The 19156-nt window shown below is 41.7% G+C and carries 14 protein-coding genes; 6 read left to right on the forward strand and 8 right to left on the reverse strand.

The features are described 5' to 3' along the window. Positions 1-54: 54 nt before the first annotated feature. From OSCI_RS21545 to OSCI_RS21555, 3 genes are all read right to left on the reverse strand, one after another. On the reverse strand, positions 55-1347 hold the full coding sequence (locus tag OSCI_RS21545) for a dihydrolipoamide acetyltransferase family protein (RefSeq protein ID WP_007357264.1): 1293 nt from the start codon (positions 1345-1347) through the stop codon (positions 55-57). A 178-nt stretch (positions 1348-1525) separates the two neighbouring features. Further along, positions 1526-1975: a YlqD family protein gene (locus OSCI_RS21550; protein WP_007357265.1), complete on the reverse strand. Its 450-nt coding sequence runs from the start codon at positions 1973-1975 to the stop codon at positions 1526-1528. 91 nt (positions 1976-2066) lie between these two features. Beyond that, positions 2067-4022, reverse strand: coding sequence for a long-chain fatty acid--CoA ligase (locus tag OSCI_RS21555; protein WP_007357266.1), 1956 nt, complete (start codon positions 4020-4022; stop codon positions 2067-2069). A gap of 231 nt (positions 4023-4253) precedes the next feature. On the opposite strand from OSCI_RS21555, the gene OSCI_RS21560 reads away from it, so the two are divergent. From OSCI_RS21560 to OSCI_RS21575, 4 genes are all read left to right on the forward strand, one after another. Beyond that, the gene (locus OSCI_RS21560; RefSeq protein WP_234708790.1) at positions 4254-5339 is read left to right on the forward strand and encodes a VWA domain-containing protein; all 1086 of its coding nucleotides are present in this window, start codon (positions 4254-4256) and stop codon (positions 5337-5339) included. 22 nt (positions 5340-5361) lie between these two features. Continuing rightward, positions 5362-8613 (forward strand): tubulin-like doman-containing protein, encoded by a 3252-nt coding sequence (locus tag OSCI_RS21565; RefSeq protein ID WP_007357268.1) that lies wholly within the window; start codon positions 5362-5364, stop codon positions 8611-8613. Positions 8614-8681: 68 nt separating this feature from the next. Beyond that, positions 8682-10235, forward strand: a complete 1554-nt coding sequence (locus OSCI_RS21570; protein ID WP_007357269.1) for a hypothetical protein — start codon at positions 8682-8684, stop codon at positions 10233-10235. Between the two features lie 34 nt (positions 10236-10269). After that, the gene (locus OSCI_RS21575) at positions 10270-11076 is read left to right on the forward strand and encodes a hypothetical protein (protein ID WP_007357270.1); all 807 of its coding nucleotides are present in this window, start codon (positions 10270-10272) and stop codon (positions 11074-11076) included. A gap of 37 nt (positions 11077-11113) precedes the next feature. On the opposite strand, the gene purU is transcribed toward OSCI_RS21575, so the two are convergent. The 4 genes from purU to recQ all read right to left on the reverse strand — a co-directional run bounded on the left by purU (position 11114) and on the right by recQ (position 16054). Next, positions 11114-11968, reverse strand: coding sequence for a formyltetrahydrofolate deformylase (purU, locus tag OSCI_RS21580; RefSeq protein ID WP_007357271.1), 855 nt, complete (start codon positions 11966-11968; stop codon positions 11114-11116). A gap of 18 nt (positions 11969-11986) precedes the next feature. After that, positions 11987-12661 carry a hypothetical protein gene (locus OSCI_RS21585; RefSeq protein WP_234708791.1) on the reverse strand — a complete coding sequence of 225 codons (675 nt, stop codon included), beginning with the start codon at positions 12659-12661 and terminating at the stop codon, positions 11987-11989. Positions 12662-12678: 17 nt separating this feature from the next. Further along, entirely contained in the window at positions 12679-13803 is a 1125-nt protein-coding gene (locus OSCI_RS21590; protein ID WP_007357273.1) for an AAA family ATPase, read from the reverse strand. Between the two features lie 70 nt (positions 13804-13873). After that, positions 13874-16054: a DNA helicase RecQ gene (gene recQ, locus OSCI_RS21595; RefSeq protein WP_007357274.1), complete on the reverse strand. Its 2181-nt coding sequence runs from the start codon at positions 16052-16054 to the stop codon at positions 13874-13876. Between the two features lie 98 nt (positions 16055-16152). Here recQ and OSCI_RS21600 point away from each other — a divergent pair, with 98 nt between their 5' ends. After that, positions 16153-16437, forward strand: a complete 285-nt coding sequence (locus tag OSCI_RS21600; protein ID WP_007357275.1) for a DUF427 domain-containing protein — start codon at positions 16153-16155, stop codon at positions 16435-16437. Between the two features lie 70 nt (positions 16438-16507). On the opposite strand, the gene OSCI_RS21605 is transcribed toward OSCI_RS21600, so the two are convergent. After that, a complete protein-coding gene (locus OSCI_RS21605) occupies positions 16508-17176 on the reverse strand; it encodes an L-threonylcarbamoyladenylate synthase (RefSeq protein WP_007357276.1) in 669 nt (222 codons plus the stop codon). Between the two features lie 511 nt (positions 17177-17687). Between OSCI_RS21605 and larC the strand changes: the two genes are divergently transcribed. Continuing rightward, complete coding sequence (gene larC / locus OSCI_RS21610) at positions 17688-19121, forward strand: nickel pincer cofactor biosynthesis protein LarC (protein WP_007357277.1); 1434 nt, start codon at positions 17688-17690, stop codon at positions 19119-19121. Positions 19122-19156 lie beyond the last annotated feature (35 nt).

Raw genomic sequence — 19156 nt, forward strand, 5'->3', positions numbered from 1 at the left:
ATTAGCCATTACCAATTCCCAATTCCCAATTCCCCATTACCAATTCCCACTAGCTTACAGCGTCAAAGATTGAGGATTTGTCTCAATTAACTTCGCCAAATCCTGCAAAAATGCGGCAGCATCAGCACCGTAAATAATGCGATGATCGCAAGTAATATTCACCTGCATTTGCCGTTTCACCCCGATCAATCCCTCTTCATTTGCAACAACTTGCGGCCGCGAAGAGCCGATCGCTAAAATCGAACCCTGACCTGGTGGTAAAATCGCATCAAACTTATCTACCCCAAACATTCCTAGATTCGATAGGGTAAAACTGCCCGTGCTATATTCCGCAGGTTGCAATTGCTTACTTCTAGCGCGATCGACTAAATCTTTCCAACTGCGAGAAAGCGAATAAATATCCATTTGATCCGCCTTTTGAAGGACGGGAGTAATCAATCCGCCGCCATCCATTGCTACTGCGACAGCAATATTAATCTCAGCGCGGTATTGAATCCCCGATTCCACATAGCAAGCGTTGAGTAAAGGATGTTTTTGCAGCGTTACGGCTACGGCTTTTGCTAACAGCCCCGTCATCGTTACGCCCTTTGACTTCACCTGTTTGTAGAGTTTGTCTAGATTGTCAGTAGTAATTGTATAACCGACGTGGAAAACAGGCACGGAGAGGCTGGCGGTCATATTCCGCACTACAGCATTTTGCAGGGCGTTCATGGGCATTACTTGACCCAAAGGCGCGATCGCACCCACAGGAGGGGCCGCTGCTGCTGTCGGTTTCGCTGGTACTGGCGCTGCGGCGGGTGCAGCGATCGCTACTGGTTGCTGAACAGCAGGCGCTTTCGCCTTACCAGCGGCCGCTTCGACATCCTCTGCCACAATCCGACCGTGAGGCCCGCTACCTTGCAGGGAACTTAAATCAACTTTAAGTTCCTTGGCTAACTTGCGAGCGCGGGGGGAGGCGACGCTGCGCCCATTGCGGCGGTTTGGGCTCTCTTGCAGCGCGGCGGGTGCGGAAGCAACAGCAGCCGCAGGAGTGGCGGGACTTTGGGCGGGGGCGGCGGCTTTCGCGGGTGCAGAAGTAGCTTGCTGCTGAGCTTTTTCGATTTCCGCTTCGGTTTCTGCGACTAAAGCGATCGCCGCCCCAACAGGTGCAACATCCCCAGCAGCCACAATAATCGTCGCCAAAAAGCCTTCGTAGAAAGACTCCACATCCATGTCTGCTTTGTCAGACTCAACCACAACCACCGTTTCACCTTTTTCTACCTTGTCTCCCGGCGATTTAACCCAAGAAACAATTTTGCCCTCGGTCATAGTAGAGCTCAGGGCGGGCATGAACACTTCGCGAATCATTTCTCAAACTTCCTTTCTCAACGGCTAAATCGGTAATAGGTAATGGGGGGAGGGCCGAGGCAAGTGAAAAGGGAGAATTGGTAACAGCCAGCCGATTTTAAATTTTCGATGCACAAATGACTGACGGTCAATTTCCAATTCCCAAATTCTCAATTACCAAATTACTCAGAATTGCCCTCTAAATATCCCCGCGAATTTCTTCAACTAAACCGTCCCGCAGGAGCACTTCTACCTGCATTTTTTGAATTAAGTTATCTCCCGTCTTGACGCTGAATATGCTTTCTATTTGACCTTGGGCAACTTCTTGTTCTAGATCTAATATCTGCACTTGGTTGAGTTGTTGAAGGCTTTGATTTTTCTGATCTAGCAGTTCGCTTTTCTTTTGATTTACCTGCACTTGAATGTTCTCAATTTGCTGCACTACCTGCGGGCCAGGTGGTTGCAGACTTTGCCGTTGAATATCACTAATCATCCGCTGCCCTTGCATTTCTAGTTGTTGAAGTTGCGAATCTATTTGGTTAATTTGGGCTTGAAGTTGCTGTTGAGCCTCTTCTTTCCAGCGGGGAGTAACGATGACTTTAACGTTAATCGCTCGTTTCAGGAGTAATTGATTGTTGGAGACATCCATAAAGATTTTGATTGTGTTTGTTGTGAGTTGCCAGTTAGAAATTGTTTAGAAGGGGAAGGGAAGATCGTTTTGACTACTCCCCTGACCGCTGTTACTTAAACATCTCGTTAATCATATCGCGGTAGTGTTCCATTACAACAGGGCGCTTAATTTTCAGGGTTTGGGTCAGCATCCCATTTTCCACTGAAAACGGCTCCAGAATCAGACGGAAGGAGCCGATGCGGTCGTCTGGGCGGTATCCAGGGCGGTTTTGCACTTCTCGGTTCAATTCTTGGCGGAATAAATCCTGAACTGCCTTGCTATTCCAGTCTATTTCCTGTAGGGAGGGATTCAGACTGGCTATCCACTTCTGGACGGCTTCGTGATTCGGTACGATTAATGCACCCAGGAATTTTTGATCTTGACCTACTAGCATAATTTGATCGATGTAGGCGCTGCGGAGGCTGGCATCTTCTATCGGCTGGGGTTCGATGTTTTCGCCGTTTGTAAGTACGATTGTATCTTTTGCCCGACCGGTTAATATTAAATCGTTCCCCGATGTCATCCAACCTAAATCTCCTGTATCAAACCAGCCTTCTTTATCTATTGCTTTCGCTGTGGCTTGGGGGTTTAAATAGTAGCCTCCCATGATTTGCGGCCCCCGCCCTAAAACTAGGCCGATTTGTCCGATGGGAAGTGGTTTGCGAGTTTCGGGGTCAACTATTTTGATTTCTGTTTCTGGCAGTGGTTGTCCTGCCGAACCCCTGAGATTATGCCAAGGACGGCGGACTGTAAGCACTGGGGAAGTTTCGGTTAAGCCGTATCCTACTAATAAGTTGATACCCGTGATTTCAAAGAAGTTATCGAGGTGCATGGCTAAGGAACCACCGCCGCTGATCGCACATTTGAATTGTCCGCCTGTGGCTTGGCGAACTTTTTGATAAATTAGTTTTTCGCCGATGGCGTGGAGGGGCAAAAGTAGAATAGTTTTAATTTGAGCTGTTAATTTTTTGGCGGGAGTTGGGGGTTCTAAATTGAGGGTTAAATCTTGGGCAATGCGGCGAGATTGTATGTATTTAAGGCTGGTTCCTAAGAGAAAGTTTACTAGCTTTTGTTTGTTGGCTGGTTGTTCGCGAAATTGCTTTTGTGCGGCTTCATAAATTGAGTCCCAAATGCGGGGGACGCTGACCATATATTGGGGTTTACAGGTTTTAAAGTCTTGTTTAAAATAGCGGATGCTGGTGTAAATTTGAGTGCATCCTTGGGAGAGTAGGTAGTATTCAACGGTGCGTTCGTAGGCGTGCCAACTGGGAAGAATGCTGAGGGCGGATTCTCCTGGTTGGGGTTGAAGGATAACGCCGAAGGTGGTGATTTGGTGTAGGAGGTTGCCGTGCGTGAGGATAACGCCTTTGGGTTTGCCTGTGGTGCCGGAGGTGTAGAGTAGGGTGGCTAGGGTCTGACGTTTGTGATTGGTGGGTTTGAGGGGGCGGTTGGCTCCTGTGGCGATGACTTCGGAAAATTTGATGACTGTGAGGGTTTCGCTTTTTTCTGGTTCTTCGTCGGAGAGGAGGATGATGAATTGGATGGGTAAGTCGGGGAGGCGATCGCGCAGTTTTCGCAATAGTGCTGAGTTTTCCACTATCAGGGCTGTGCTGCCGCTATCTTGGAGGATATACAGTAGTTCTTCGGGGTCTGCGCCTGCACCCCGCACGACATCGGCGGCTCCTGCGGTCATTATCCCTTGATCGGCGATCATCCAGCGAGGACTGTTGTCAGCAAAAAGGGCGATGCGATCGGGAACATCTCCTTCTTCCGTTGACTCAATTCCTAATGCTTGTAAGCCCGCAGCAAATTGTTGAATTTGCTGATATAACTCTGCGTAGGTAAGCTTGACTTCTGGCTGAGAGTGGGGGTCATTAAGGGCAATTACTTGAGAGAATCTCTGTTTGGCAATTGGCCAAATTTCAGGAAGAGATTGTAGTGAAGTATAATCTTCTACGGTGTTGAGGTTGGTACGTTCGATTTCGCTAAGCTGGTGAGCAGAAATGGAATCTGTGGGGCGGTTCATAGGGTATTTCCTGAGTTTTTAGAGAGAAAATTATTGACTACAACTTTAATATCTCTGATATTTTAATGGTTATGTGGTATTTGAGGGACAGTTTGCAAACCTGTCCTTAGCTCTATTCTTACAGTTCTTGTAGTATAATACTCCAAATAACTTTAGGGTTCTACTTTCTTGGCTGAGTCTTGTCAGGCAGTTACTCCAGGGCAACCGCTTGCCCCTTTACAAAAAACGGGCATGGAATTGGTTGCTCGTCTTCACGGCGGACGCGATGTAGTTTTGGCAATTGATTTAACGGAGAGTGTTGGCCTTAATGATGAGGGTCGCATCCGTTTGCGTCAGATAGTTGAGGATAGTTTGCGGCCTGGAGATACGGTCTATGTTGTGCCTTTTGCAACTACAGTAAATCCTCTGGCGGCTAATGTCAATCCTTTGCTGCCAGAAAATTCTATTAAGTTTAATGGCAAGAAGGATCTCGACCTAATTTTACAAGCTATTCCTTTTCAGCCTAATCTAAATTTTCAAAATACAGATATTCAACAGGCAGAACTTACTATTTATCAAGGTCTGGCAAATATTAATCAGTGTCGTTTGTCACAGAATCAACCAATTAAACCTCAGTCTGTAGTTTGGATTAGCGATGCACCCTTATTTACTCAGTCGCCTGCTAGTTCCGGGGAGTGGGTAGAAACGCCTGCTGATAGTCAGTTTCGGATTGGGAATTCTGAAGCGAGTCAACAGCGTCAAAATTGGCTTCAGGTATTGCCTTTGCGGGAGCGATCGCTAGCCATTAAAACTAAAGATAATAAGCAATATAAATTAAGTGTAGTTGATATTTCCCCCAACGTACAAGAGTTTTGTACACCAGCACCGGGAGGCCGAGAAACTTGTTTAGTTTCTGCTTATTTATTGAATCAGTTATGGTTGCCTGTATTAATTTCGGGAATTGCCTTGGCTGCTGTTGTAGTTACGGGCAGCAAGTTCTGGCGGCTGCAAAGGAAATGGACTCTGGCTGTAGATTTGAGGGCAACAGCGAAGGAGGATGACCAAGTATGCTATCTGGGAAATAATCAAAGAATTGCAATTGGCGAGTACGAATCTAGCTGTGCTGATTCGATTGATACTCCAGGGCCAGAAGTCAGAGCTTATTTATTACGAAAGGGGGAGAAACTTTATTTAGAACCAACTGGAGAGGCGGCTATTTTTTTGAATGGGAAAGAAGTGACAGAGCGGACTTTGATAACTAATACTACCAGGATTAGGCTCAATTGTCCCGATGCAAAAAAACGAGAATACGAGATTGTAATTCAAGTTAAAAAATAAATAAACAATCGGGGATATAAATATGACTCAATCTACAAGCAGCGATCGGCAAGTGCGGGGTATAAACAGGACTGTTTGCATTGGTTTAGGGGGTACGGGCAGAGATGTTTTAATGCGAATTCGCCGCTTAATTGTAGATCGCTATGGCGATTTAAGCCAGTTGCCAATTGTGAGTTTTGTTCATATTGATACTGATAAAGCAGCAACCCAAGTATCGGGTTTGCGAACTGGTAGTACCTATCATGGTGTTGACCTCAGTTTTCGCGACTCTGAAAAAGTAGGCGCGACCATGACATCAGCAGAAGTAACTAACTTTGTACAAGGCTTAGAACGACGTTCTAACTACGATCGGCAAGGGCCTTACGACCATATTGCTCGCTGGTTTCCACCCCAATTACTACGCAATATTAAAGCAGTAGAAGAGGGAGCAAAAGGAATTAGACCTGTAGGCAGATTAGCTTTTTTTCACAATTATCAAAAGATTAAAACTGCCGTTGAAACCGCAGAAAGACGGACGCGGGGACACGAAGCAACTTTACTAAAATCTGGCTTAAGAATTGAACCAGGATTGAATATTTTTGTCGTAGGTTCTCTGTGCGGTGGGACTGGTAGCGGAATGTTTTTAGATATTGCTTATAGCCTCAGACAAGCTTATGGCGAACAAGGGGCCCAAATTGTCGGCTATTTGGTAATTAGTCCGCAATTATACGGCAATACTTCTAATATGAGTGCCAATACTTATGCTGCACTTAAGGAATTGAATTATTACACCACTCCCGGCACTAAATTTGAGGCTTGTTATGATATGCAAGACTTGATTTTAGTGCAGGAATCGCGACCGCCTTTTGACTATGCTTATTTAGTTTCTAATCAAACTGCGGGGGAGTATTCGATTCTGGAACAGCGCAAATTATGTAATGTGATTGCTCATAAAATAGCGCTGGATTTTTCAGGAGAATTAGCGCCTGTAGTTAAGGGAATGCGAGATAACTTCTTGCAGCATTTAATTCAGTGGGACGGCCACCCGCGACCGAATATTCAGCGGTATTTAACTTTCGGACTCGCAGCGATTTATTTTCCCCGCGATATTATTGTACAAATTGCTTTGACTCGAATTAGTTTAAAATTAGTAACATTCTGGTTAAATGGAGAAGGACAAAGCCCAGATCCACAATTGTTACTTGAACAGTTTTTAATTCAGTATCGTTGGCATAGCGATTTAGCTAATCGGGATGGTTTTACTACTAGATTAGCGGAAGCTGTACAAGAATCGAACAAGACTTTTGTTAGTACCCTCAATACTTGGAGAAATGCTAAGTTAGAGCGGGTAATTAATGATTGTAAAAGTAAGGATGACCGCATTGGAGTTAGGCAAACATTACCGCGAGAGTTTCGAGAGCAGTTTCGCAAAACTCAGCCTGGGGAAACTGAGAGTACGAGAGGAATTTGGCTGACAAGATTGTTACAAATTCGTCCCACGATTACAGAGCAGCTTAAGCAGGACATCGATCAGTTTTTGGCGAGTTTATTGACTCCGGGAAATGTAAAGTTTTCGATTAAAAGCGGTCGTGATTGGTTGGATGCTTTGGAGACTGATTTGAATAGTTATCAGCGTCAGTTAGAGGAGGAGATTACTAATTTTGGAGGAAATCGTAAATTAGAAGATGTGGAGAAGAAATGGCGCGATGCAGAGGAAATAATTGAGGATATTGAGCAGAGATTTGAGCTGCCAATTGTGGGTAGTAAAAATCGGCAAGTGCAAGCTGAGGCGAAAAGAGTTGTGCGGGAAGTTTGCGATTTAATTAAGCACAATTTTGATTTAGCTGTGACTCAGGAAGCTTTGCAAATTGTGGGTAGTTTGCAGAAGCACGTTTTAGAACGTGCAACTCAAGTGGCGGGTTTTAACCGCGTAGCGGATAATTTAAAGAGTGACTATGAGAAAGAGGAAAGCGATTTAAGGCAATTGAATTTTGATGAGATGAGTGGCGAGGCAATTTTTGACAATGAGGATATTGAGGGGTGTTATAAAACTTTGCTACCAGAGCAAGATTTTCGCTCTCAGTTGGTATTAGTAAGTAAGGAGATTACACAAGTTTCGGGAGTAGGAGATTCGATTGCTTATTTAATGGATAAGACAACTCAAATACAACTACAAAAAGAAATTGATTTGACCGTTGATAGGTTATTTGGTTCTCGCAGCACTCAGATTGTGCAATCCGTGATTAAGCGTTTTATCCAAAATTATTCAATTCAGGATCGTTCGACTCGTTTGGGACAAATTAAACAGCAAGCTGAACCCCTACTCCGTTTGAATTTGAGCGATCCTTACTTTCGGAATAGTCCTGCTAAAAGAAGCGATTTGGTGGGTTTTAAAGATACTGACGAGTCGGAAGTGCAGCAGTTTAAAATCACTCTTGGACGAGATTTGGGAATTGCTGAAAGTGTTTTGAAACCTACTCAAGCTGAGGATGAAATTTTAATTGTGACTGAGTATGCGGGGTTTCCACTGAGACTAATTAGTGGTTTGGAACAGATGCGAAATCCTTACATTCGCGAAGGAAATTCGGAGAGTTCTTTTCTGCACAATGACTACCGAATTACCTTCACTGATATTATGCCACCTGATGCTCTGAAAATCGAGGAATTAGAGGATGTTTTTTATCCTTGTTTGGCTTTCGATCTAATTGGTAAAAATGCAGATACTCAGCAGTTAGAATTTCAGTATTATGACGAATTGCGTGACTGTTATTATACTGCTGGGATTAGCCCGGTATGGAATCAAGCACTCGAAGAGTTGGCTAATCGGCGGGATATGACTGATGCTTTAAAGGGGTTTTTAGAGAGAGCAATTGCTCAGATTGAAAAACATCCCGCTCTTTGGGAGAAAGACTATTTACCCAAATTGCGGCAATTTGTAAATCTGGTAGATAATTTGACAGAAGATAGTCCTAATTATCCTTACAGAGCTACAGTGGTTGGAGTTCCAGCCACTACTGAAATGCCAGCTAAGGAGGGAATTATTAATCGTTTTCGCAAACAGATGGAGGAACGATTTAAAAGTTCGCTAAATCCTAATACTTCCCCTCCCGGAATCGGTGCTTATCAGCAATTTACGCAGCCAGAAATAGTTGTTGAACCTACTGATGTTGTTGATAATCGTACTAAGAGACGGCAAGAATTGGAGCGGTTGAAACAGGATGTCAATGATGGGATTGTTACAGATAAGGAGTATGAAAAGTTACGGGAAGATATTTTGAAAAAATATCCGATTTAATTCTGATTATGGCGGGGATTTCCCCGCCACAGCTCTATAAAAAAATTAATATAGGAGTGTATTTACTGATGTTTGAATGGTTAAATTTATTTCCCGTATACTTACTTATTCCCACCATAGTGCTAGTAATTTTACCTGCTTTATTTGCTGCAATTCAACGAATTAGTCTTTATGGCAATTTAGTGAAAAAGACAAAAGAAGTGAGATTGCTGCTGAAGGATAACCAAGCAGGCTCGAAACCGAGAATTGTAGAAGACTTGGAAAGTAGATTTAAAGCTGCTAGCGAGTATCTAGAAGAAGTTAATTCAGCGGCTTTAATTGATGGGATTTATAGTCAACAAAAATTGAGGTTTTTGGGAATATCCTTTAATTACGATCGCGTTGATTATTTTTGTCGGATTTTGCCTAATCTTTTGCTATCTTTTGGTTTGTTAGGAACTTTTCTAGGAATCACCCTTAACTTATCTAGTCTGAGTCAAACCCTTCAAGAAAGTAAAGATACTAATTTATTACTTAATGAATTGCAAGTACCCCTGAAAGGGATGGGAATTGCCTTTATTAGCAGTTTAATTGCAGTATTTTTTAGTTCCACTTTGACTGTGGTTAATCTAATTTGGAATACAGGTTTAGCTAAGTCACAGTTAATTAGCTCTTTAGAAGATTATTTAGATAATGTTTATCAGCCAACGGTACAGGGGAAAACTCGGCTTGATAAAGTAGTTAAAGGGATGGCAGATACCTTTGACAACTTTTTAACTAGATTTGGTCAAACTGTCCGCGAGGGTGTAGAATCTGCTCTCAAAGATAAGATTCAAGAAATTATTGAAGCTAACCTTAAGGCTGCTAATTTAGCCGAACAAGTTTACGGGGGGTTAGCTGAAGCTTCTGGTTCAATCTCAAGAGGTGCTAATGAATTGAAAGAAGCTGCTGGGAAATTTATCGAAGTATCTAAAGCCTTTGAGAAAAATGAGTTTCCCCAAAAATTGTCACTAGCTACAACTAATTTAGCTAATGTTCAAAATAATTTTTCTAATTCCTCATCAAGTCTAGCTGATAGCGTTCAATCTCTTGGCAATATCTTGAGTCAAATTGAGGATTTTAGTCAAGAGTTGGTAAACATGACAGCAGAAATTAGTAGACTTAATCAAAGTTCAGTACAAGTGTTAGAATTACATCAAATTAATCAGCAATCACTTAGTCAGATTATTCCCAAATTTCAGCAAGGATCTCAAAGTTTTGAGTCTGCTGTCACAACGCTTGACAAGCTACAGAAACGAGTCGTGGTTAGAGTAGATAGTTTAGACAAAGTGCAAGTTGAGTTAACAAACTTAGTACAAACTATTAATAACTATACAAACCAGGTTAATCACAGTATGGAGACTTTGACTGTTAGGGTTGCAGAAACTATGAATAATCAAGCTGACAATAACAAGCTACAATCGCAAACGATAGCCACAAGTATTGAGGAATATGTCAACCATCTTAGTGACATAAAATATGAGTTTGCTGAGTTGGTAGAAATATTAAAAGAGAACTTAGAAAGTCCTGTCGTAGATAGGCATATAAGCGATAAAAATTTATTGGAAGAGTTAGAAAAACGAGAAAATACGCCGAATGAATAAGTAAAAACTTAACCACAACTGAGAACTTTAAATTATGCGTCGCCGCGATCGTTCCACAGATTCCGATGAAGACCTCAATATCTGGCCCGCCTTCACAGATTTGATGTCTAACGCCTTTATGATTATCAATTTATTTCTTTTGTTAGCTTTAGTCAAATCTGCCTTCTTAAAATCAACAGCAGAAAATACAAGTGACCAACTGGCTAAAGCTCAAAGAGAAATCGCAGAGATTACGCAAATACTTAATGATTCAAAATCAGAATTGCAGCTAAAAAATAATTATCTTAATGAAAAAGAAAATGAAATTAAAGGACTTCAACAAAAAATAGAAAGTTTACAGTCTCCACCTTTAATTATCATTAAAGACTCCGATATAGATTCTGAAAAACGCCCTCTTAAATTTGAAGCCGGACGAGCGGATTTACCAGAGGGTCTGCGTTTATTTATCGATAACAATGTAGTCAATCAACTTGAAAGTTTTGCCAAGCAATATCCCGGCTATGTTGTAGAAATAATTGGTCATACTGACGGTCAAGAAACAGTAGCACCGATTAGCAATCTCGATCAAACTTTAGAAAATGTAGCCATTGGCAATGAATCTGTCAGTAATTTAAAAGCAGGTTCTAATGCAGATTTGGGATTAATGCGGGCTTTAGCAGTAGTCAAAAATTTGCAAGCAGTTCAACAAAAAACAGGTCAACTACAAGGTTTAAAATTCCGCGCTTATTCAGCAGCACAACTATTTTTACCGACTGGAGAATACGCCCCAAGCGATCGCGCTCCCGATCCCACTAGGAGACGTATCGAAATTCGCTTTACACCCCCGGCTGTTGAAAAATAGCTTTAGTTTTATTATTATAATATTTTATTGGCTCCGCTCACTCAAATACAACTGTCTTATTCCCATAAACTAAGACACGGTTTCGCAAGTGCGATCGCACTGCTCTTGCCAACACTATTCGCTCTAAATCTTTGCCTTTGCGAATTAAGTCTGAGACTTCATCTCGGTGACTAACTCGTTCGACATCTTGCTCTATAATCGGCCCTGCATCTAAGTCTGATGTCACATAATGTGCAGTTGCGCCGATAATCTTTACTCCTCGTTCATAGGCGCGTTCGTAAGGTTTTGCACCCACGAAAGCGGGCAAAAATGAGTGATGAATGTTGATAATTTGGGGGAAATTCGCAATAAATTCAGCACTCAAAATCTGCATATATTTAGCTAGTACAACTAAATCTATGTTATACTGATTTAATAGTTTTAAATGTTGGGCTTCCTGCTCTGATTTGCTATCTTTGCTAATCGGAATATGGTAGAAATCTGCACCACACCGATCGGCAATTGGCTTTAAGTTGGGATGGTTACTGATAATTAAAGGAATTTCGGCTAAAAGTTCTTGAGATTGTTGTCGCCAAATCAAATCTAACAAACAATGGTCTTGGCGGCTTACCCAAATAGCCATTCGCCGTATTGTATCGGAAAAGTGTAGTTGCCAGTTAGCTTCGAGGGGTTGCGCGATCGCACTGAAAGCGGGTGCTATTTCTTCTCTGGATAAATCAAATCCTTCTAATTGCCATTCTATCCTAGTAAGGAACAGTCCAGCCGCAAAGTCAGTGTGCTGATCGGCGTGGATAATATTCCCATTATGTCCATAGATGAAGTTGGCAAATTTAGCAACAAGTCCGCGTCTATCTGGACAAGAAATTAGTAAAGTTGCTGTGGGGTTAGTCATAGGTAATTAAAAGTTTAATTAGTTTTGTAATTGCGATCTAATTGTATTACAAAAATCGATAAAATACCTGAAGCTAGTCAAATGTTGAGGCTCCTGTTGAATTCTGGCCACTAATTGATCTAAATAAAATGGCTTTAATACATCCCCCGGTCTTTGTTTTGTATATGATTTTTTTTCATTTTTAGCTTCAAATAATGCTTTTAAATAAGACTCGTGAAACTGAGCATGGGTATTAAAATCCTTATATTTTCCCATCATTTCTGGATCGTGCGCTGAAACATTATAATATTTAGTATAATCTAATAATGGTTGGCTTTGAGGCTGTTTTGAGTAAATCTTTCGATTACCTAGTAGCCACGTTTCCAAACAGCGATTTTGAATAATCAGAACAAATTTTGTATTGTTTAATATTAATTGTTGCGTACTTAAAAAATCATAAATTTCAGTTTTAAGCTCTGTGACAGTATTTTCCTCTGCATCTAGACAAACTACAAAATAATTATACTTTCCACTAGCGTTGATGTCTTCAATTGAATTTCCAATAAAATTATATATTGAAGGATACCCTTCTCCGCTAATCAGGTAATAATTTTTTTCGTTCACCAGATCGTAACTTTGGACTCGTTGTAGTTCTGGTAAAAGATGAGCCAGCCAAGCTGGATAAACTTTTTTCTCAGTTGTTGCTCCTTCCACAAGAAAATACAAATTCATTAAACTTTTATTCCTTCGCTATATTCTTCTAGATTAATCAATTGCAGAAATGCCTGATGTCTAGATTTTCCCAAATTAAAATCTTTGGCATCTCTTACCGTTACTACGCCACCTCGGCGAGTTACTATTTTCCAGTATTCCATTGCAATGTTATTGATAATATATGGGTGATGACTCGTGAGAATGAATTGCAGACTTTCGTTTTTTAGTAATGAAGTAGTGACAACATGAATACAGTTAACACCTAAACTATTTTCAAACTCATCGATAAGAATTACAGTTCCTTCAGGCGCTAAGTAAAGTTCACTAATATGAATGAGTGTTTTTAACATCCCTGAAGAAATGTTATTTTGCAATATCCACTTATTAACTCCTTTTTCTTTAATTTGAACAGGAAAGTCTGGGAAAAGTGGACTATTTTTATCTTCTATTGCCTCTATTTTAATATCTTCTACTTGAGTAAATATTTCTATAAAGCTAGTTTTGATGTTATTAAAAATATCTGCATATTGCTGAGAAACTAAAGCCAATTTTAGGGCGATTGGCATATTAAATTCTTTAATAGTATCTAACGATAAATTTTCTCTAGTTAGTTCCGCTAGTACCCTATGAGGTATGCCATAAACAGCATTGATTGACCTAGAATGTTCACTGTTTACGATTTTCTTAAAACCCTCTTGAACTGGGGCAATGTCGTCTTCTTGGTTTAATATATAAACTATGCTTTGAAATGGTGATAGCTTTGGTGTGATTTTTCCTTGGAATTGAATCTCATTAGGGCTTCTTTCTATAATGAGATTACCATTTCTCCATAATTTTTCATGTAAAATTTTGAATCTAGCGTTGTCATCTTCATCTTCAGAAATTAGACCAGGTTGTTTTTGAGTTTCAAATTCTCCTATCCATTGGTACTCAACCTCATTTTTTGTTAAAAATGTAATATCCCAGGCTAATCCATTTAAAGACTTACCATTAGCTATCTCCTTTAAACTGGAAATCCCTTTAAGTATTTGAGTTTTACCAACTCCTGAGACACCAACTAGCAAAGCAAGATTAGAAAAATAAATGGGTTCAAATTGCCAATCTAATTCATGGTTACAAAATGATACTTTTTTAATTCTCATATTCCTCTCCTATTAAAGATAATACTATTCAAATACTCTTTGTAATGCTGTTGCGACGACGACCTTACATTTATGGATTATTTCGCCGCAACCAGGCCCGCACTAACTTAATTTCATCATAAGTATACTTCTCACCTAAAAGTTGATAAATAGGTGTTAAAGAACGATCGCCTACTAACTCAATTGCTGTAATAATAGCTTGCTGACTCTCCAAATCTACCAACTGATTTATATCAACTTCTTGATTCATTTCGATTAATTCAGCTAAATGAGTCACAACTCTGGTAGCACGAATATCGCGAACCTCAGCGATTACGTCCACAGTTAAACCTTGCTGATGTAATTGTAAGGTTAGCATCTGAGTATGAGAGGGTTGATTGGGAATATTTGAACCAGTTAAAGGTGTTGATACCGTTGGTATTCCTTGTTCTTCACAATACTCTCGAATTGCCTCAATAAACTGTTTGCCATACTTATCTCGCTTGCGTGTTCCTACCCCAGAAATTTTTGCAAATTCATTTAAAGTTTGGGGGCGTTGTTCTGCCATTGCGCGTAAACTAGAATCAGGAAATACCACATAAGGCGGTACAAATTGCTCGTCGGCGATTTGTTTTCTAAGTTTACGCAATACTCCAAATAATATCTCTCCTTCTGCTGCTGAATAGCGTTGAACTCCCTGCACTTCTTGTTTGCGAACAACGGCGATTTCCACAGTCCGCTGACGTTTCATTACTTCCCAACTTCTAGCATTTAATTTTAATACAGGATAGCCGTCTGTTGTTTCATCTAGTAAACCTTGATGCAGCAGAGATCGCGCTAACATTTTCCAATCTTCAGCGCTTTTTTCTTTCCCGATTCCATAGGTAGAAAGTTTGTCATGTCCGTATTGTAAAACCTTTTGACTTTTAGAACCTCGCAGCACCTCAATAATATGATTCATGCCAAATCTTTCTTTGCATCTGGCTACGCCAGAAAGGAATTTCATCGCCTCAATAGTCCAGTCTTCTAAGGGTTTTTGATTGCGGCAGTTATCGCATTGGCTGCAATTTCCCGGAAATGCTTCTCCAAAATAACTTAATTGAATGGTGCGGCGACAGTCGGAAGCTTCAGCGTAATCTATAACTCTTCGGAACTGTTGCGTGGCAATTCTTTGTTCTTGAGGATCTGGTTTTTGTTCGATTAAATATTCTATAGTTTTGCGATCGCCATAACCGAGAAATAAAATACATTGGGCCGGTTCTCCATCTCTGCCAGCGCGTCCTGATTCTTGATAATATCCTTCTAAATTGCGCGGCAAATTGTAATGAACAACAAAACGCACGTCAGGTTTATTAATACCCATGCCAAAGGCAACTGTCGCTACCATAATTTGCACGTCATCGCGGATGAAGCGGGTTTGATTACTGGTGCGATCGCTATCGTTTAAGCCTGCATGGTAAGGTAGAGCAGAAATCCCAACTTGCTGAAGTTTATAGGCAAGTTCATCAACATTTTTGCGGCTGAGGCAGTAGATAATCCCTGAGCCGCCATTTTTGTCAATTATCTGTAATAATTCAGCAAAACTGTGCTTAGTTTTGGCTCGAACTTCGTAATATAAATTGGGGCGGTTGAAACTGGCAACGTGGATATAAGGTTCTCTAAGAGCTAACTGCTGCATAATATCAAGGCGGACGCGATCGGTCGCAGTAGCAGTTAGTGCCATAATCGGAATATGGGGATAGCGATCGCGCACCTGCAATATTTGCCGATAATCTGGCCGGAAGTCGTGACCCCATTCCGAGACGCAGTGAGCCTCATCGATCGCAAACGCCGAAATCCCCAAACTCGCGGCTACCTGGTCTAGAAATGGCAAAAAACGCTCGCTGAGCAAACGTTCGGGGGCAACATAAAGCAGTTTAATTTTACCATCTAGAATCGCAGTTTCTCGCGATCGCGTCTCCATCAAAGAAAGAGTGCTATTGAGAAAAGTTGCCCCAATCCCATTATCCCTCAGCGATTCTACCTGGTCTTGCATCAGGGCAATTAAAGGCGACACCACCACAGTCAAGCCTGGTTTTAACAGTGCCGGTAATTGAAAGCACAGCGACTTACCGCCGCCAGTCGGCATCACAATCAGCATATCCCGCTTAGAGAGAGCTGCTTCGACAATTTCCCGCTGTCCAGGACGAAAAGAGTCGTACCCAAAAAAATGTTTAAGTGCCTGTTCCAGCGATCGCGGTTGGGTAAAAGTTGGCGGTAGTAGCGCTGACATTTACAATAGTTGTCGTTGACTTCCTCATTATTTTATGCTTAAAAGAGCACAAACAGCCCTAATAATCTAAAATCTAAGATAATTAACTGGAGTAACCCATGCCAAAAGCTACTTGGAACGGAGCAGTCTTAGCCGAAAGCGACGCTTGCGAAGTTGTAGAAAATAACTATTACTTCCCCCCCGATACCATAAACCGCGAATATTTCAAAGAAAGTAGCACCCACACTACCTGCGGTTGGAAAGGAGTAGCGAGTTACTACAGCATCGAAGTCAATGGCGAAGTCAACAAAGACGCTGCTTGGTACTATCCCACCCCAAAAGAAGCAGCTAAAAATATTACCGGCTATATCGCCTTTTGGAAAGGTGTGAAAGTAGAGCGTTAACAATTCAAGTGGGAAATTCTGATAGAATTTCCCACTCTAACTTGTTTTCAATACTAGACCAGATCGCTACCTATTCCTCCGCCCAATTAGCTACCGCCTCCCATCCCAGTCCGCGCCTGACAATACTAGGTTTATCTTGTGTTAGATCTAGAATCGTAGAAACCTGATATCCTGTTTCCGAGGTATCATCAACAATTATATCCACCAACTTTTCCAGAGAATCAAATAATTCCGCCTTGCCAAAGTTTTCTTCAGTTGCTAATGCTGCTGCGGGTGCTTTTCCCTCATCATCATTAGTAATATGAGCAGAAGTAGAAATAATCGGATTTCCTAAAGCCTCTAACAGTGCTAAGCAAAATTTTTGATCGGGGACGCGAATACCTGTAGTTTTGCGCTTAGGCTCCATCACCAATCGAGGCACTAACTTAGTTGCTGGCAATAGGAAGGTATAGGGCCCTGGAATTAACCGCTTAATCATGCGGTATCCAGAATCGCTAACGACAGCATATTGAGCGATATTCGACAGAGAAGGACATAGGAATGTCAAAGGTTTATCATTAGATAAATGCTTGATCTGCCTTACCCGTTCCACTGCGGACTTAACATTAAGATCGCAGCCGATCGCGTAGACTGTATCAGTAGGATAAAGCATGATCGCCCCGGCTTGCAAGGATTTTTTAATCTTCTCGATCTTCTCTTTTTGCGGTGTTTCTGGATGTACTTGATAAATCTCAGCCATTATTTGATTTGTTGTTTGTTAGTTGTTATTTGTTAGTTGTTATTTGTTGGTTGTTGTGATAACATTTTTATGGGTTTTAGTCCACATCAAATTTAGCAGGATATAGCACTGGCCAAGACGGATAGAGCAATCTCTATTATAGCTAGGAACTAGGATGCTCAGGACTACGATGCTCAGGAAGAATGAATAGAATCAAGGTTTCCAGCAATCGCTCCTGTCCTAACTGCCAAGAAGGTTGCTATACTTTGAGACTCAGGTAACGCCGCCTTCTTAGGTGGTAACATACCACCTAAGAAGGCGGCGTTACGGATATTTATCTAATTGCCTTGGCGGTTACTATCAGAGGTGTAAGTCAGTTCTATGCAGATTTATTCAGCAGAATTAGCATCAATGGTTAATTATTAGTTATTATCCGATCCAAACCACAAAGACTAACTAACAACTAACAACTAACAACTAACAACCAACTACTAACCACTAACCACTAACCACCAACAATTAACAACTAACCATGAACAAAATAGCATATTTTGAATGTCCAACTGGCATCGCGGGTGATATGTGCCTGGGTGCTCTTGTCCATGCAGGTGTTCCTATAGAATACCTGATTGCCAAACTCAATTTACTAGGGATCTCCCAGGAATATAACTTAAGAGTAGAAAGAGTTCACCGCAATACCCAACAGGCAACTAAAGTTTATGTTGATTTAAGCTTATCTTCGGAAACTTCCAAAGTTGCAGGGGAAAACCCTAATTCTGACTCAGCATTAGATCCTTCCGAAACAGAAGCGCCAACTTTTTCACGTCACGAGCACCACCACCATCACCACGATCGCGATCGTCACGAGGCTCATTCCCACCATCATACCGAATCCGAGTCACCCACCCCCCACACTCAACACCGCCATTTGCCCGAAATTGAGCAAACGATCGCAGGTGCAGGGTTGCCAAAACGTGCGGAAATTTGGAGTTTAGCAGTATTTCGGAAACTTGCAGAGGCGGAAGGTGCTGTACATGGTATCGCCCCAGAAGAGGTGCATTTTCACGAAGTGGGAGCAACTGATGCGATCGTTGATATTGTGGGTACTTGTTTGGGGTTAGACTGGTTAGATATTGACGAATTATACTGTTCCGCTTTGCCTACTGGTGGGGGTACAGTCTGGGCCGCACACGGGCGCTTAGCAGTACCTACACCTGCGGTTTTGAAGTTGTGGGAAATGCGGCAAGTACCAGTTTACAGTAATGAAATCGATCGCGAGTTATGCACGCCGACGGGAAGCGCGATCGCAGTTACTCTCTGTAAAAGTTTTGGCCCGCCGCCGTCAATGAATCTGCACCAAATTGGTTTAGGTGCGGGTTCCCGCCAATTGCCGATTCCTAATATTTTGCGGTTGTGGATAGGAGAGAAGACAGAAGGAAAAAGGAAGAAGGAAGAGGGAAGAAGGAAGAAGGAAGAGGGAAGAAGGAAGAAGGTAGAAGGAAGAGGAAATTTAGCTAATTCCCAAGAAGTTATTTGTGTGCTGGAAACCCAAATTGACGATCTTAGCCCGCAAGCGATCGCATATATCTTTGATGCTTTATTTGCCGTTGGCGCTGTCGATGTCTTTACTCAGCCAATTGTGATGAAAAAATCTCGTTTGGGCGTACTGCTGACTGCGATTTGCCACCCTGAATCTCAGCAAAATTGCGAAACCGTTATTTTTCGCGAAACTACAACTTTAGGCATTCGCCGCTCAACTCAACTGAGAACAATTTTACAGCGAGAAATTCAAAAAGTACAGACAGAGTGGGGGGAAGTGCGGGTAAAAGTTGCCAAAGATGGCGATCGTATTACTAACGTGCAGCCAGAATATGAAGATTGTGCCAAACTAGCAAAACTTCATCATATTAGTTGGCGAGAAGTTCATCGCCTAGCAGTTTCGCACTGGCACTTTCAACACGATTAACCATCAAAAAGCCCACTCAAGTGGGCGCTGCAACT

The organism is Kamptonema sp. PCC 6506, assembly GCF_000180455.1.
In the GTDB taxonomy this organism is placed as follows: domain Bacteria; phylum Cyanobacteriota; class Cyanobacteriia; order Cyanobacteriales; family Microcoleaceae; genus Kamptonema; species Kamptonema formosum.

Excerpts from the sequence above, each read along its gene's own strand:
- larC (WP_007357277.1), top strand. The coding sequence starts at position 17,688 with ATGAACAAAATAGCATATTTTGAATGTCCAACTGGCATCGCGGGTGAT.
- purU (WP_007357271.1), bottom strand. The coding sequence starts at position 11,968 with ATGACTAACCCCACAGCAACTTTACTAATTTCTTGTCCAGATAGACGC.
- recQ (WP_007357274.1), bottom strand. The coding sequence starts at position 16,054 with ATGTCAGCGCTACTACCGCCAACTTTTACCCAACCGCGATCGCTGGAA.
- OSCI_RS21575 (WP_007357270.1), top strand. The coding sequence starts at position 10,270 with ATGCGTCGCCGCGATCGTTCCACAGATTCCGATGAAGACCTCAATATC.
- OSCI_RS21600 (WP_007357275.1), top strand. The coding sequence starts at position 16,153 with ATGCCAAAAGCTACTTGGAACGGAGCAGTCTTAGCCGAAAGCGACGCT.
- OSCI_RS21555 (WP_007357266.1), bottom strand. The coding sequence starts at position 4,022 with ATGAACCGCCCCACAGATTCCATTTCTGCTCACCAGCTTAGCGAAATC.
- OSCI_RS21545 (WP_007357264.1), bottom strand. The coding sequence starts at position 1,347 with ATGATTCGCGAAGTGTTCATGCCCGCCCTGAGCTCTACTATGACCGAG.
- OSCI_RS21560 (WP_234708790.1), top strand. The coding sequence starts at position 4,254 with ATGGAATTGGTTGCTCGTCTTCACGGCGGACGCGATGTAGTTTTGGCA.
- OSCI_RS21590 (WP_007357273.1), bottom strand. The coding sequence starts at position 13,803 with ATGAGAATTAAAAAAGTATCATTTTGTAACCATGAATTAGATTGGCAA.
- OSCI_RS21565 (WP_007357268.1), top strand. The coding sequence starts at position 5,362 with ATGACTCAATCTACAAGCAGCGATCGGCAAGTGCGGGGTATAAACAGG.
- OSCI_RS21570 (WP_007357269.1), top strand. The coding sequence starts at position 8,682 with ATGTTTGAATGGTTAAATTTATTTCCCGTATACTTACTTATTCCCACC.
- OSCI_RS21605 (WP_007357276.1), bottom strand. The coding sequence starts at position 17,176 with ATGGCTGAGATTTATCAAGTACATCCAGAAACACCGCAAAAAGAGAAG.
- OSCI_RS21550 (WP_007357265.1), bottom strand. The coding sequence starts at position 1,975 with ATGGATGTCTCCAACAATCAATTACTCCTGAAACGAGCGATTAACGTT.